The organism is Raoultella sp. T31, assembly GCF_002806725.1.
GTDB classification, from domain to species: Bacteria; Pseudomonadota; Gammaproteobacteria; order Enterobacterales; family Enterobacteriaceae; genus Klebsiella; species Klebsiella electrica.
In genome coordinates, this window is record NZ_PIBO01000019.1 from 72,611 (window position 1) to 87,350 (window position 14,740).

General features: G+C 55.0%; 9 protein-coding genes and 1 pseudogene. 8 read left to right on the plus strand and 2 right to left on the minus strand.

What is annotated here, in order from left to right; all coding sequences use genetic code 11:
* Positions 1-215: 215 nt before the first annotated feature.
* The gene (gene dpaA / locus CWM52_RS14580; RefSeq protein WP_100684756.1) at positions 216-956 is read left to right on the plus strand and encodes a peptidoglycan meso-diaminopimelic acid protein amidase; all 741 of its coding nucleotides are present in this window, start codon (positions 216-218) and stop codon (positions 954-956) included.
* Here dpaA and CWM52_RS14585 read toward each other — a convergent pair.
* Entirely contained in the window at positions 927-1,694 is a 768-nt protein-coding gene (locus tag CWM52_RS14585; protein ID WP_100684757.1) for a class II glutamine amidotransferase, read from the minus strand. The two genes, dpaA and CWM52_RS14585, sit on opposite strands and share 30 nt — an antisense overlap.
* A 108-nt stretch (positions 1,695-1,802) precedes the next feature.
* Positions 1,803-2,384, minus strand: coding sequence for a D-sedoheptulose 7-phosphate isomerase (gene lpcA, locus CWM52_RS14590; RefSeq protein ID WP_004099149.1), 582 nt, complete (start codon positions 2,382-2,384; stop codon positions 1,803-1,805).
* A gap of 238 nt (positions 2,385-2,622) precedes the next feature.
* Between lpcA and fadE the strand changes: the two genes are divergently transcribed.
* The 7 genes and pseudogenes from fadE (at position 2,623) to fdnG (ending at position 14,706) form a co-directional block, all read left to right on the plus strand.
* Positions 2,623-5,067 (plus strand): acyl-CoA dehydrogenase FadE, encoded by a 2,445-nt coding sequence (fadE, locus tag CWM52_RS14595; RefSeq protein ID WP_100684758.1) that lies wholly within the window; start codon positions 2,623-2,625, stop codon positions 5,065-5,067.
* A gap of 277 nt (positions 5,068-5,344) precedes the next feature.
* Entirely contained in the window at positions 5,345-6,133 is a 789-nt protein-coding gene (locus CWM52_RS14600) for an IclR family transcriptional regulator (RefSeq protein ID WP_100684759.1), read from the plus strand.
* A 4-nt stretch (positions 6,134-6,137) separates the two neighbouring features.
* Positions 6,138-7,043 carry a dihydrodipicolinate synthase family protein gene (locus tag CWM52_RS14605; RefSeq protein ID WP_100684760.1) on the plus strand — a complete coding sequence of 302 codons (906 nt, stop codon included), beginning with the start codon at positions 6,138-6,140 and terminating at the stop codon, positions 7,041-7,043.
* An 11-nt stretch (positions 7,044-7,054) separates the two neighbouring features.
* Positions 7,055-9,022 (plus strand): YjhG/YagF family D-xylonate dehydratase, encoded by a 1,968-nt coding sequence (locus CWM52_RS14610; RefSeq protein ID WP_100684761.1) that lies wholly within the window; start codon positions 7,055-7,057, stop codon positions 9,020-9,022.
* A gap of 43 nt (positions 9,023-9,065) precedes the next feature.
* Positions 9,066-10,415, plus strand: a complete 1,350-nt coding sequence (locus CWM52_RS14615) for a GntP family permease (RefSeq protein WP_100684762.1) — start codon at positions 9,066-9,068, stop codon at positions 10,413-10,415.
* 272 nt (positions 10,416-10,687) lie between these two features.
* Positions 10,688-11,458 (plus strand): amidohydrolase, encoded by a 771-nt coding sequence (locus tag CWM52_RS14620; RefSeq protein ID WP_100684764.1) that lies wholly within the window; start codon positions 10,688-10,690, stop codon positions 11,456-11,458.
* A 197-nt stretch (positions 11,459-11,655) separates the two neighbouring features.
* Positions 11,656-14,706: pseudogene (gene fdnG / locus CWM52_RS14625) on the plus strand (formate dehydrogenase-N subunit alpha).
* Positions 14,707-14,740 lie beyond the last annotated feature (34 nt).

Consider the following 14,740-nt stretch of genomic DNA (forward strand, 5'->3'; position numbering starts at 1 on the left):
CAAGCTGTAAAATGAGACCTGTTGCGCAAAGTTCTGACTGCGCTTTACGGCCAGATTCGCTATAAAGGACAACTAAATTGTAAACGCGGCGCGGCCGCGCTTGCGAAAAACTGCCGTGATGCTAATGTGAGCGCTCTAAATCCAGAAAAGTCTGATTTCGGGTATCTCTTGCCGTCCTGGCAATGTGGTTTTTGATTTATCAAGGAATAAGCAGTATGCGCAAAATCGCATTATTTATTGCGATGCTTCTGTTGCCGTGCGTTTCATTTGCTGGGTTACTCAGCAATGGCGGCTCGACGACGCCGGTTAGCAAAGAATATAAGCAACAATTAATGGGTTCCCCGGTTTACATTGAGATCTTCAAAGAAGAGCGCACGCTCGATCTCTACGTCAAAATGGGCGAAACCTACCAGCTACTCGACAGCTACCGGATCTGTAACTATTCCGGCGGTCTGGGGCCGAAGCAGCGTCAGGGCGACTTCAAAAGCCCGGAAGGGTTTTATTCCGTGGCGCGCAGTCAGCTCAAGCCTGACAGCCGTTTCTATAAAGCCATTAATATCGGCTTCCCGAACGCCTACGATCGCGCCCACGGCTATGAGGGTAAGTATCTGATGATTCACGGTGCCTGCGTCTCCATCGGCTGCTACGCGATGACCGATACCGGCATTGATGAGATTTTCCAGTTTGTAACCGGCGCGTTAGTGTTCGGCCAGTCCAGCGTGCAGGTCAGCATTTATCCTTTCCGCATGACCAACGCCAATATGGAGCGCCACAAATACTCCTACTATGCGGATTTCTGGAAACAGCTGAAGCCAGGCTACGACTATTTCCAGCAAACCCACAAGCCACCGGTTATCTCAGTGGCCGATGGCCGCTATATCGTCAGCAAACCGCTTAGCCATGAAGTTATCCAGCCACAGCTGGCGTCAAACTACACGGTCCCCGAGGCAAAATAACGCCCACTCGCCTGGCATGATTTTATGCCAGGTCTCGTTGCTGGTCAGCGGCTGAGTGGCGATAACGGTGACCACATCGTTGGGTGTGGTCTCCCGTTGAAAATCGATTTCTACGTCCTGATCCAGTAGCGTTGCCACGCCAAACGGCGCCCGCCGCGTTATCCAGTGCAGATTGGTCGAGCAAAACGCCATCACGTAACGTCCGTCCGACAACAGCATATTGAAGACGCCCTTTTCCCGCAGCGAACCCGCCAGGGTAGCGATAAAGCGGAACACCTCAACCATATCATCCGGACTTCCGCAATAGCGCTCGGTCAGGCAGTGCAGCAGCCAACAGAAAGCTTTTTCGCTGTCGGTCTCGCCGATCGGCTGGAGATTGCCCGTATCCAGGGACTCATAGTCCTCTAGCTGGCCGTTATGCGCATAGGTCCAGTTGCGTCCCCACAGCTCGCGGGTAAAGGGGTGGGTGTTTTCCAGCGCAACGATACCGCGGTTAGCCTGGCGAATATGGGCGATGACCGAGCACGATTTGATGGGATAGTCCTGGACCAGTTTCGCAATCGGCGACTGGAAGCTGGGCTGCGGATCCTTAAATGTGCGGCAGCCTTTACCTTCATAAAAGGTAATACCCCAGCCATCTTTATGCGGGCCGGTGCCTCCACCGCGCTGGACCAACCCGGTAAAGCTAAAACAAATATCGGTTGGCACATTCGCGCTCATCCCGAGCAATTCGCACATACATCACCTCTTCGCACTTTCAGGCAGTGCCGGGTGGGCTCGCAGCTTACCCGGCCTACAACTCAGTCCGCTGGTCGGGCACGCACCGTGCCGCCCGACACCATGTCATCAGGCCTTAACCATCTCTTTTTCGATCAGCATAATCAGAATATGAATCACTTTAATGTGAATTTCCTGAATACGATCGGCATAACCAAAATGCGGTACGCGAATCTCAACATCGGCGGATCCCGCCATTTTACCGCCGTCTTTACCGGTCAGGGTGATGACCTTCATCCCCTGCGCGCGGGCAGCCTCAATCGCCTTAATCACGTTGCCGGAGTTGCCGGAAGTGGAGATCCCCAGCAGCACATCGCCGGCGCGACCCACGGACTCGACGTAGCGGGAGAAGACGTACTCATAGCCAAAATCGTTACTGACGCAGGACAGGTGGCTAACGTCAGAAATCGCAATCGCCGGGTAGCCAGGGCGATTCTCACGATAGCGCCCGGTCAGTTCTTCGGCAAAGTGCATCGCATCGCAGTGGGAACCACCGTTACCGCAGGAGAGGACTTTACCACCGGCCTTAAAGCTATCAGCCAGCAGCACCGCGGCACGCTGAATCGCGTGAATATTGGCTTCGTCCTGCAGAAAGTTAGCCAGCGTTTCCGCCGCTTCGTTCAGTTCGTTACGAATAAGATCCTGGTACATGAGGATAATCCTTCAGTATGGTTGGAATAACCCTGGCAGTGTACCGGATAGGCGCCGAAGCGAGAAGCAGCAGCCGACGTAATCCGCCGGGGTTTTGATTTTACGTGCCGCATTTACATACAACAATGTGAGCAAGGTTGTAATTATTTTGTAAACACATTGCTAAAGACAATAACATCCACTACAACCATATCATCACAAGTGGTCAGACCTCCTACAAGACAGGGAGCATTTCTCTATGATGATTTTGAGTATTGTTGCAACCGTTGTTTTACTCGGCGCACTCTTCTATCACCGAATTAGTCTCCTGCTGAGCAGTGTGATTTTGCTCGTCTGGACCGCAGCGCTCAGCGTTGCCGGGCTGTGGAATATCTGGCTGCTGCTGCCGCTGGCGATTATTCTGCTGCCGTTCAACTTTGCGCCGATGCGCAAGTCCATTTTCTCGGCACCGGCCTTCCGCGCCTTCCGTAAGGTGATGCCGCCGATGTCGCGTACCGAAAAAGAGGCCATCGACGCAGGCACGACCTGGTGGGAAGGCGACCTGTTTCGCGGGACGCCGGACTGGCAGAAACTGCACAACTATCCGCAGCCGCGCCTGACTGCCGAAGAACAGGCGTTTATCGACGGCCCGGTAGAAGAAGCCTGCCGCATGGCGAACGATTTTGAAATTACCCATGAAATGGCCGATCTGCCGCCAGCGCTGTGGGCCTTTCTGAAAGAGCATCGTTTCTTTGCGATGATCATTAAGAAAGAGTACGGCGGTCTGGAATTCTCCGCTTACGCCCAGTCACGGGTGCTGCAAAAGCTCTCCGGCGTTTCCGGGATCCTGGCGATTACCGTCGGCGTGCCGAACTCCTTAGGCCCGGGCGAACTGCTGCAGCATTACGGTACTGAAGAGCAGAAAAACCACTATCTGCCGCGCCTGGCGCGGGGTCAGGAAATCCCGTGTTTTGCGCTGACCAGCCCGGAAGCAGGCTCCGACGCCGGCGCTATCCCGGATAGCGGCGTCGTCTGCATGGGCGAATGGCAAGGCGAGCAGGTACTGGGCATGCGCCTGACCTGGAACAAACGTTATATCACCCTCGCGCCTATCGCGACCGTATTGGGTCTGGCCTTTAAACTCTCCGATCCTGACCGTCTGCTGGGGGGAGAAGAGGAGCTGGGTATCACCTGTGCGCTGATCCCAACCTCGACTCCTGGCGTTGAAATTGGCCGCCGCCACTTCCCGCTGAACGTGCCGTTCCAGAATGGTCCGACCCAGGGTAAAGATATCTTTGTCCCTATCGACTACATCATCGGCGGCCCAACGATGGCCGGTCAGGGCTGGCGGATGCTGGTGGAATGCCTGTCCGTGGGACGCGGCATCACCCTGCCGTCTAACGCTACCGGCGGACTGAAATCCGTGGCGATGGCGACCGGCGCCTATGCCCATATTCGTCGCCAGTTCAAAATCTCCATCGGTAAAATGGAAGGCATCGAAGAGCCTCTGGCGCGTATTGCCGGTAACGCATACGTGATGGATGCCGCCGCCTCGCTGATTACCTACGGCATTATGCTGGGAGAGAAGCCGGCGGTGCTGTCGGCCATCGTCAAGTACCACTGCACCCATCGCGGCCAACGCTCAATTATTGACGCCATGGATATCACCGGCGGGAAAGGCATCATGCTGGGCGCAGGTAACTTCCTCGCCCGTGCCTACCAGGGCGCGCCCATTGCCATCACCGTGGAAGGGGCTAATATCCTGACCCGTAGCATGATGATCTTCGGTCAAGGGGCAATTCGCTGTCATCCGTATGTACTGGATGAAATGGCTGCCGCGCAAAATAACGATGTTAACGCTTTCGACAAACTGCTGTTTAAGCATATCGGTCACGTCGGCAGTAACAAAGTCCGCAGTTTCTGGCTGGGCCTGACCCGCGGGCTGACAAGCAGCACGCCGACCCAAGACGCGACCCGCCGTTACTACCAGCATATGAACCGCCTGAGCGCGAACCTGGCGCTGCTTTCCGACGTCTCCATGGCAGTGCTGGGCGGTAGCCTGAAGCGTCGCGAGCGCATCTCGGCGCGTCTCGGCGATGTCCTGAGCCAGCTCTATCTCGCCTCTGCGGTGCTGAAACGCTATGACGATGAAGGGCGCAATGAAGCCGACCTCCCGCTGGTCCATTGGGGCGTTCAGGATGCGTTATATCAGGCAGAACAGGCGATTGACGATCTGCTGAAGAACTTCCCGAACCGTTTTGTCGCGGGCGCCCTGCGCATGGCTATCTTCCCGACCGGCCGTCACTATAACGCGCCGTCCGATAAGCTGGATCATAAAGTGGCGAAAATCCTGCAGGTCCCGAGCGCGACGCGTTCACGTATCGGCCGCGGTCAGTACCTGACCCCGAGTGAACATAACCCGGTCGGTTTGCTGGAAGAGGCGCTGATCGAGGTCATGGCCGCCGATCCGATTCATCAGCGTATCTGCAAAGAGCTGGGCAAAAACCTGCCGTTTACCCGTCTGGATGAACTGGCCCGCAACGCGCTGGCGAAAGGTTTAATCAATCAGGATGAAGCCGATATTCTGACCCGTGCGGAAACCAGCCGTCTGCGCAGCATTAACGTTGATGATTTCGCAGCCGATGAACTGGCGACGAAGCCGGTAAAGCTACCGGAGAAAGTCCGCAAGATTGAAGCGGCCTGAATAATAAATTAATCACATCACGATCGGGGCGGGGGCTTTCCTCCGCCTCTTTTTTTTACCCTGCTTTGCCCTCCGGTTACGCAAAAAATCATTTCCCGCACTCGCGCGACAGGCGGCCAATCGGCCAGCTCCACGCGCAGCAAATTCCCGCGCAATAATAAAAATACCTACGTAGATCACGTTTCCCTCCTGCAACTCGGTTCAGCCTGCTGAACAAGGCGTATTTTCCGCTTTCCAGAGTCGATAGGCTTTATACCAACAAGAAACGGGGGCCGTTATGGGCGGTAAGGGATGTAATTCATTAATCCGGGCAGAAAAAATTCTGACCCATATTGCTTATGTCGGGGCGGCCAGTTTTATGGAGCTGCTAAAAGAATTCCAGTACCCGAAAAGTAGCCTGCTGAATTTATTAAATGCCATGGTCGACTGCGGATTTTTAATAAAAAGTGAGCGTAATCAATACTCGCTCGGCATAAAAAATTACGAGCTTGGGTGCCAGTCGCTGCACAGGAAAAACATATTCGAGGTAACCAAGCGCCCGATGCAGGAGCTTTCATTGAAAAGCGGACTGGTCTGCCATTTAGGGGCTATGGAGAGTTACTCCGCCATTTACCTGGATAAAGTCGAGAGCCCGGATTCCGTACCGACGAAAAAAAGCTGGATCGGTAAAAAGCTAGAATTACATATTACCGCGCTTGGTAAGGCACTGCTGGCCTGGAAGCCGCGAGAAGAGATGGATTATTTTCTCGATGCTTTAATTCTGAAAAAGCACACTAACAATACCTTCACTGATAAAAAGTTATTTCGTGAAGAGCTACAGAAAACGCGTCTCAGAGGATGGGCGATAGATAATGAAGAATCGACCAACGGGGCCGTATGCCTGAGCATGCCGGTTTTCGATATGTATCATCGCGTGAATTATGCCATTTCATTATCGGGTGACCCAATCGTTTATTCGGGAAAGAAGATCGATGGCTATCTCGAATTGCTCAGGCAATGCGCCGATCAGATCTCGTATGGTCTGGGTTATAGAAACGAAAATGAATATTTAAGAAAAGGAAATTGATCTAATGAAAAAAATCAGGGGAATTATTCCACCGGTCTCCACGACGTTCGATGACAACGGTAACATTGATAAAATAGCCTTAGCAGACGTCGCCGATTTTCTTATTAAGAAAGGTGTCGACGGTTTGTTTTATCTGGGAACCGGCGGTGAATTCAGTCAGATGAACGCCGGACAAAGGATGGACTTCGCCGAGGCAGCAATCGCGGCGGTTGGCGGGCGCGTTCCGGTATTAATTGGCGTAGGCTCCCCCTCCACTGACGAAGCGGTCGAACTGGCAAAACACGCCGAAACCAGCGGCGCGGACGGCATCGTGATTATTAACCCCTATTACTGGAAAGTTGCCGCCAGCAATCTTGACGACTATTACCACCGCATCGCCAGCAGCGTCCGCCTGCCAGCTATCGTTTATAACTTCCCGGACCTTACCGGCCAGGATCTCACCCCCGATATCGTCAAACGGCTGGCGCTGCAAAATGAAAATATCGTCGGGATTAAAGACACAATCGACAGCGTCGGCCACCTGCGGGCGATGATTAACACCGTCAAAGCCGTGCGCCCCGATTTCTCCGTGTTCTGCGGCTTCGACGACCATTTACTCAATAACCTGCTGCTGGGCGGGGATGGCGCCATTACCGCCAGCGCAAACTTCGCGCCGGAACTGTCTGTCGGCATTTTTCGCGCCTGGCAAGATGGCGATCTCGCGACCGCGGCGACGCTGAATAAAAAATTGCTGCAGCTACCGGCTATCTACTCACTGGAAACACCGTTTGTCTCCCTGATCAAATATGCCATGCAGTGTGTGGGGCTGCGGGTGAATACCTATTGCCTGCCGCCGATTCTGGAGGCGTCGGAAGAGGCGAAAGCGCGGGTTCGTGAGCTGCTGGCCGCACAGGGCATTTTAACATCATGAGGAGGCATTCGATGTCTATTGACGATATTTTTGCTGGTGATAACCCGGACATTTACCGCGTCAGAACCCACGCGCCGGGTCCGCAGGGCGAACTGCCGCTGACCGGGGATATGCTAATCAATCGCCCTAGCGGCGATATTTTTGGCATGACCATGAATGCCGGGATGGGCTGGTCGCCGGATGAATTGAATCAGGACGGTATCCTGCTGCTTAGCACGCTGGGCGGGCTGCGCGGGCAGGACGGCAAACCCGTCGCGCTGGCGCTTCATCAGGGACATTACGAGCTGGACATCCAGATGAAAGCGGCAGCGGAGGTCATCAAAAACCATCACGCCCTGCCTTATGCGGTGTATGTCTCCGATCCCTGTGACGGACGCACGCAGGGCACCACCGGCATGTTCGATTCATTACCTTATCGCAATGATGCCTCTATGGTGATGCGCCGCCTGATCCGTTCCCTGCCGGGAGCCAAAGCGGTGATTGGCGTGGCAACCTGCGATAAAGGGCTGCCCGCGACCATGATGGCGCTGGCATCGCAGCATGATAAAGCGACGGTATTGATCCCCGGCGGGGCCACGCTGCCGGCTTTACATGGCGAAGATAACGGCAAGGTGCAGACTATCGGCGCGCGTTTTGCCAACGGCGAATTATCGCTGCAGGACGCTCGTCGGGCGGGCTGCCAGGCCTGCGCGTCGTCGGGTGGCGGCTGCCAGTTCCTCGGAACCGCAGGCACCTCGCAGGTCGTCGCTGAAGGCCTCGGCCTCGCGATTCCTCATTCTGCGCTGGCGCCTTCAGGTGAACCGGTCTGGACGGAGATCGCCAGGGCATCAGCGCGGGCCGCGCTGCTGCTGAGCCAGAAGGGCATCACGACGAAGGATATCCTCACCGATCGCGCGATTGAAAACGCCATGATGGTCCACGCGGCATTCGGCGGCTCCACCAATCTCCTGCTGCACATTCCGGCGATTGCCCATCAGGCAGGCTGCCATATTCCGACGGTGGAGGACTGGATACGCATAAATAAACAGGTGCCGCGCCTGGTCAGCGTACTGCCCAATGGCCCGGTTTATCACCCAACCATACGGGCCTTTATGGCTGGCGGCGTACCTGAAGTGATGCTGCATCTGCGCCAGTTGGGTCTTCTGCATGAGGATGTCATGACCGTAACGGGCAGTACGCTAGGAGAAAATCTCGACTGGTGGCAGTGCTCCGAGCGTCGGCAGATATTTAAAAACCTGCTGCTCAGCCAGGAGCAGGTTGATCCCCAGGAGGTCATCATGTCTGCGCAACAGGCGCAAAAACGCGGGTTAACCTCCACGATGACCTTCCCGGTCGGAAATATCGCTCCGGAGGGTTCGGTCATAAAATCCACGGCCATCGATCCCTCGGTCATTAATGAAGAAGGTATTTATTATCATCAGGGCGTGGCGAAAGTGTACCTCTCGGAGAAAACCGCCATTTATGATATCAAACACGACAAAATTAAAGCGGGCGATATTCTGGTTATTATCGGCGCAGGGCCGTCCGGCACCGGGATGGAGGAAACTTATCAGGTGACCAGCGCGTTGAAGCATTTATCCTATGGGAAACATGTTTCTCTTATTACCGACGCCCGATTCTCCGGTGTTTCCACCGGCGCCTGTATTGGTCACGTTGGGCCGGAAGCACTGGCCGGCGGTGCCATCGGGAAATTACGCAGCGGGGATCTCATCGAAATTAAAATCGACTGCAAACAACTCCAGGGAGAGGTCAATTTTCTGGGTCTCGCTAACGCTCAGACTCTCCCCTCACGCGAGGAGGCGACTATTATATTAAATGGCAGAAGCAGCCATCCTGATTTAATGCCCGATCCTGATTTACCAGATGATACCCAACTCTGGGCGATGCTCCAGGCAGTAAGCGGCGGAACCTGGCGTGGCTGCATCTACGACGTTCATAAAATTAGCGCAGCACTGCACCAGCATATGAAAAAATCCTGAAGGAATAATTAAAACTATTTAATATTATTAATGAGAGGACGTTATGCCACTATTAATTGTTGTGGCAGGTATCGCTGTACTCCTGCTTTTAACCATAAAAATAAAACTCAATACTTTTGTTTCATTAATTATTGTTTCATTGGCCGTAGCTATTGCCAGCGGCATGGACCTGAATAAGGTCGTTGTGTCTGTCGAATCCGGACTAGGCGGCACGCTGGGTCATATCGGCTTGATATTCGGTTTTGGCGTAATGCTCGGACGATTATTATCCGATGCCGGCGGCGCGCAGCGTATTGCGTTGACCATGCTAAACTATTTTGGTGTCAAAAGACTGGACTGGGCGGTAGTGACTTCGGCATTTATTGTCGGTATTGCGCTATTTTTCGAAGTTGGTTTAATCCTGCTGGTACCGATTTTATTCGCCATCGCCAGGGAAGCCAAAATATCACCGATGTATATGTGCGTACCAATGCTGTCGGGTTTGTTAGTGGCGCACGGTTTTCTGCCGCCGCATCCCGGCCCTACCGTCATCGCCAGAGAATATGGCGCAGATGTTGGTGTCGTGCTGATTTATGGCATCATCGTGGGCATTCCAACCTTTATTCTCTGTGGCCCACTGCTGAATAAAGTATGCCAACGGCTGATCCCGGAGGCCTTTGCCAAAGAAGGCAATATTGCGTCCCTTGGGGCAACAAAGAGTTTTAGCGAAAGCGAAATGCCGGGGTTTGGGATAAGTTTTCTGACTGCCATGCTGCCAGTTATCCTGATGGCGCTGGTCACCATTATGCAAATGGTCCGGCCAAAAGACGCAGGCGACCCCGGTATGCTCTATTCCGTGTTCCTGTTTTTAGGAAACTCGACGATCGCGATGCTGATTTCGCTGCTGTTCGCCATTTGGGCCATGGGGCTCGGGAGAGGCAAAACGATTCCGGAACTGATGGACTCCTGCGGGAAAGCGATTGCGGGTATTGCCGGTCTGTTATTGATTATCGGCGGCGGCGGCGCATTCAAACAGGTGCTGATTGATTCTGGCGTCGGCCAGTATATTTCGACGCTGGTGGCAGGCACGGATATCAACCCCATTCTGATGGCGTGGGGAGTGGCGGCCTTTCTGCGGATTTGTCTCGGCTCCGCAACGGTTGCCGCTATCTCCACCGCCGGCCTGGTGATCCCTTTGCTGTCTGCACACCCAAATACAAACCTGGCCTTAATTACTCTGGCGACGGGCGCAGGCTCCTGCATTTGCTCGCATGTCAATGATGCAAGCTTCTGGATGATAAAGGATTTCTTCGGCCTGACCATCAAGGAAACCTTACTGTCCTGGACGTTAATGTCAACAATGCTATCTCTTTGCGGCCTGATCTTCATTCTGTTGGCCAGCATGGCGCTTTAAGCCACGCGCCATGCCTCACGCAGTGCCCCTTAAACTCCCCTCGCGGGCCCGGGTTTACGGGGCACCATCGTAGAACTAAAAAAAGCCGCGTGAGTCAATCCGCCCCAACCCGTCTTTGCGGCTTGCCTCCCCCTTTGCCTCTGGCAACCCCTTCCCCGCACAAATCGTTTCCAGAATTAGCATTTCTTTAACAAAATATTCCGCTGACTATCCAGAGACTGATATGGTGTTAAAGTAACTATAACCGCCTAATGATAATGGAGTTCACCACTGTGCCTGGCCTGAAAATTACGCTATTGCAACAACCGCTGGTGTGGATGGACGGTCCCGCCAACCTGCGCCATTTCGATCGCCAGCTGGAAGGTGTCAGCGGGCGCGATCTGATTGTTTTGCCGGAAATGTTTACCACCGGCTTCGCGATGGAAGCCGCGAAACAGTCGCTGCCGCAGGAAGAGGTCATTGACTGGATGCTGGCGAAAGCGGTGCAGACCAATGCCTTGATTGCGGGGAGCGCTGCGCTACAAACCGAACGCGGCCCGGTTAACCGCTTCCTGCTGGTGGAGCCCGGCGGTAAAACCCATTTTTATGATAAGCGGCACCTGTTCCGGATGGCCGAAGAGCATCATCATTATACGGCGGGCAATGAACGGGTCGTTTTCGAGTGGCGCGGCTGGCGGATCCTGCCGCTGGTTTGCTACGACCTGCGCTTCCCGGTCTGGTCACGCAACCATAACGACTACGATTTAGCGCTGTACGTGGCCAACTGGCCGGCGCCGCGTTCGCTGCACTGGCAGTCGCTGCTGGTCGCCCGGGCCATTGAAAACCAGGCTTACGTCGCCGGCTGCAATCGGGTCGGTACCGATGGAAATGGCCACCACTACCGGGGAGACAGCCGCATTATCAGCCCTCAGGGGGAGATTCTGGCAACGGCGGAACCTCACCAGGCCACGCGCCTCGATGCGGAACTGTCGCTCACCGCGCTCAACGAGTATCGCGAAAAATTCCCCGCCTGGCAGGATGCCGATCCGTTTAGCCTGGATTAATTTCCCTCTTCCCCTCGTCATCGAGGGGAACAGCCTTCCCACTCGTTTTTGAAAACGCCGCCACCGCAAAAGGCCCCGGATGAGCTTAGCTGTGCTCGCGGTCACAGCATTAATACGCCGGTTTTCTGGCGCAGCCCTGCAAAATAACCTTATAATCGCTGCACCCTTTCCTGTCTTAAGTTTAAGCTGGAGATACAATGGAGCTCAGTCGCAGGCAGTTCTTTCGCATCTGCGTGGGTGGGATGGCAGGGACAACCGTAGCATCGCTTGGTTTTCTTCCTGCGTTTTCCGCTAACGCCGAGACGCGTCAATATAAGCTATTAAAATCCAAAGAAACCCGTAATAACTGCACCTACTGCTCGGTGGGTTGCGGCATCATCATGTATAGCCTCGGGGATAACGCGAAGAACGTACGTGAAAGTATTTACCACATTGAAGGCGATCCCGATCATCCGGTGAGCCGCGGTTCTTTATGCCCGAAAGGCGCCGGAGTGCTGGACTATATCCATAGCGACAGCCGCTTGCGCTATCCGGAATATCGGGCGCCGGGGGCGGATAAATGGACGCGCATCAGTTGGGATGAGGCGATTAATCGCATCGCGAGGTTAATGAAAGACGACCGCGACGCCCACTTTATCGAAAAGAATGCCCAGGGCGTCACCGTGAACCGTTGGTTGACCACCGGCATGCTGTGCTCTTCGGCGGCGAGTAATGAAACCGGGATCCTCGACGGCAAATTTACCCGCGCCTTGGGGATGGTGTCGATTGACTGCCAGGCGCGTCTTTGCCATGGCCCGACGGTCTCGGCGCTGGCGCCGACCTTTGGCCGCGGGGCGATGACCAACAACTGGGTGGATATCAAAAACGCCAACGTTGTGCTGATTATGGGCGGCAACGCGGCGGAAGCACATCCGGTTGGCTTTAAATGGGTTATCGAAGCCAAAATTAAAAATAATGCGACGGTCATCGTCGTGGATCCGCGTTTTAACCGCAGCGCGGCGGTAGCCGATCTGTACGCGCCGATCCGCGCCGGTTCCGACAGCGCCTTCCTGCTTGGCGTCATTCGCTATCTGATCGCGCACGATCGGGTGCAGCATGAGTACGTGCGCCACTACACCAACGCCAGCATGATCGTGCGCGAAGATTATGCTTTCGATGCCGGGCTGTTCAGCGGTTTTGATCCTGAACAACGGCAGTACGATAAAACCAGCTGGAACTACGAGCTGGATGAGAACGGTTTCGCCATGCGCGATGAAACCTATCGCCACCCGCGCTGCGTCTGGAATCTGATGCGGCAGCATGTCGAGCGCTACACCCCGGAAATGGTCAACCGCCTGTGCGGAACGTCGATCGACGATTTCCTGCGCATTTGTCAGCTTCTGGCCAGCACCAGCGTGGCGAATCGCACCGCCACTATCTTATATGCCCTCGGCTGGACCCACCATACGGCGGGCGCGCAAACCATCCGTGCCGCGGCGATGCTGCAACTGCTGCTGGGCAATATCGGCATGGCCGGCGGCGGGATTAACGCGCTGCGCGGGCACTCCAATATTCAGGGCTATACCGACCTGGGGCTACTCTCCACCAATCTGCCGGGGTATATGCCGTTACCATCGGAAAAACAGCCGGATTATCAAACCTATATTGCGCAAATCACCCCTGCGGCCTTAGGCGCGGGTGAAGTTAACTACTGGCAAAATACGCCGTAATTTTTCGTCAGCATGATGAAGAGTTTCTGGGGCGATTCGGCAACAGCGGAGAATAACTGGGGCTATGACTGGCTGCCGAAATGGGACCGGCTATACGATGTGATGACTCAGGCCGAGCTGATGACGCAGGGAAAAATCAATGGCTATATTGTCCAGGGCTTTAACCCACTGGCGGCGTTTCCTGATAAGAACAAATCTTCCCGCGCGCTGGCGAAGCTCAAGTACCTGGTGGTGATTGACCCGCTGGTGACAGAGTCGTCGAACTTCTGGCAGAACCACGGTGAGATGAACGACGTTCGTCCTGAAGATATCCAGACCGAAGTCTTCCGTCTGCCATCCTCCTGTTTCGCCGAAGAGAACGGCTCGATTGCCAACTCGGGCCGCTGGCTGCAGTGGCACTGGGCGGCGGCTGAACCGCCGGGCGAAGCGCTCCACGACGGCAAAATTCTCGGCCGCCTGTTTATGCGCCTGCGCGATCTTTATCGGCAGGAAGGCGGCGCCAACCCGGCGCCGGTGCTGAATATGTCGTGGGATTATCACGATCCCCTTGACCCGCAGCCGGAAGAGGTGGCCCGTGAGGCCAATGGTAAAGCGCTGCGCGATATTGTTGATGACCAGGGCCAGGTTATCGTCAAAAAAGGCCAGCAGCTCAGCAGCTTTGCGCAATTGAAGGATGATGGTTCCACCAGCAGCTACTGCTGGGTCTATTGCGGCTGCTGGACTGAACAGGGCAACCAGATGGCGAATCGTGATAATAGCGATCCTTACGGGCTGGGCTGTACGCCCGGCTGGGCCTGGTCCTGGCCGGCTAACCGCCGCATCCTGTATAACCGCGCATCCGCCGATCCGGCGGGTAAACCCTGGGATCCGCAGCGCGCGCTGCTGCACTGGGACGGTAAACGCTGGGCGGGAATGGATGTCGCCGACTATAGCCTGGCGGTACCGGACAGCAACGTCGGGCCGTTCATCATGAACCCTGAAGGGGTGGGCCGTTTGTTCTCCCTGAACAAAATGAACGATGGCCCCTTCCCTGAGCACTATGAGCCGATAGAGTCGCCGATTGGTACTAACCCTCTCCACCCGAAGGTAGTCTCCAGCCCGGTGGCGCGGATCTTTAGCGATGATCTGGCGAATATGGGTCATGCGGATGAGTTCCCGTATGTAGCGACCACCTATTCGATCACCGAACTGTTCCGTCACTGGACCAAGCATGCGCGTCTGAACGCCATCGCCCAGCCGGAGCAGTTTATTGAAATCGGCGAAAATCTGGCTAAAGAGAAAGGTATTTTGAGCGGCGACATAGTCAAAATCGTCTCGAAACGCGGTTTTATCAAGGCCAAAGCGGTGGTGACGAAACGTCTGCAAACGCTGACCATCGATGGGCGTACGGTCAATACGATCGGTATTCCCTGTCACTGGGGTTTTGAGGGGGCGACCCGGAAAGGGTTCCTGGCGAACACGCTGACGCCTTCAGTGGGCGATGCGAATTCGCAAACTCCGGAATACAAAGCTTTCCTTGTGAACGTGGAAAAGGTGTAACGGAGACGACTTATGGCTTATCAATCGCAAGACA

Coding starts and splice junctions, on each gene's coding strand:
- CWM52_RS14605 (WP_100684760.1), top strand. CDS start 6,138: ATGAAAAAAATCAGGGGAATTATTCCACCGGTCTCCACGACGTTCGAT.
- CWM52_RS14615 (WP_100684762.1), top strand. CDS start 9,066: ATGCCACTATTAATTGTTGTGGCAGGTATCGCTGTACTCCTGCTTTTA.
- lpcA (WP_004099149.1), bottom strand. CDS start 2,384: ATGTACCAGGATCTTATTCGTAACGAACTGAACGAAGCGGCGGAAACG.
- CWM52_RS14600 (WP_100684759.1), top strand. CDS start 5,345: ATGGGCGGTAAGGGATGTAATTCATTAATCCGGGCAGAAAAAATTCTG.
- dpaA (WP_100684756.1), top strand. CDS start 216: ATGCGCAAAATCGCATTATTTATTGCGATGCTTCTGTTGCCGTGCGTT.
- fadE (WP_100684758.1), top strand. CDS start 2,623: ATGATGATTTTGAGTATTGTTGCAACCGTTGTTTTACTCGGCGCACTC.
- CWM52_RS14610 (WP_100684761.1), top strand. CDS start 7,055: ATGTCTATTGACGATATTTTTGCTGGTGATAACCCGGACATTTACCGC.
- CWM52_RS14585 (WP_100684757.1), bottom strand. CDS start 1,694: ATGTGCGAATTGCTCGGGATGAGCGCGAATGTGCCAACCGATATTTGT.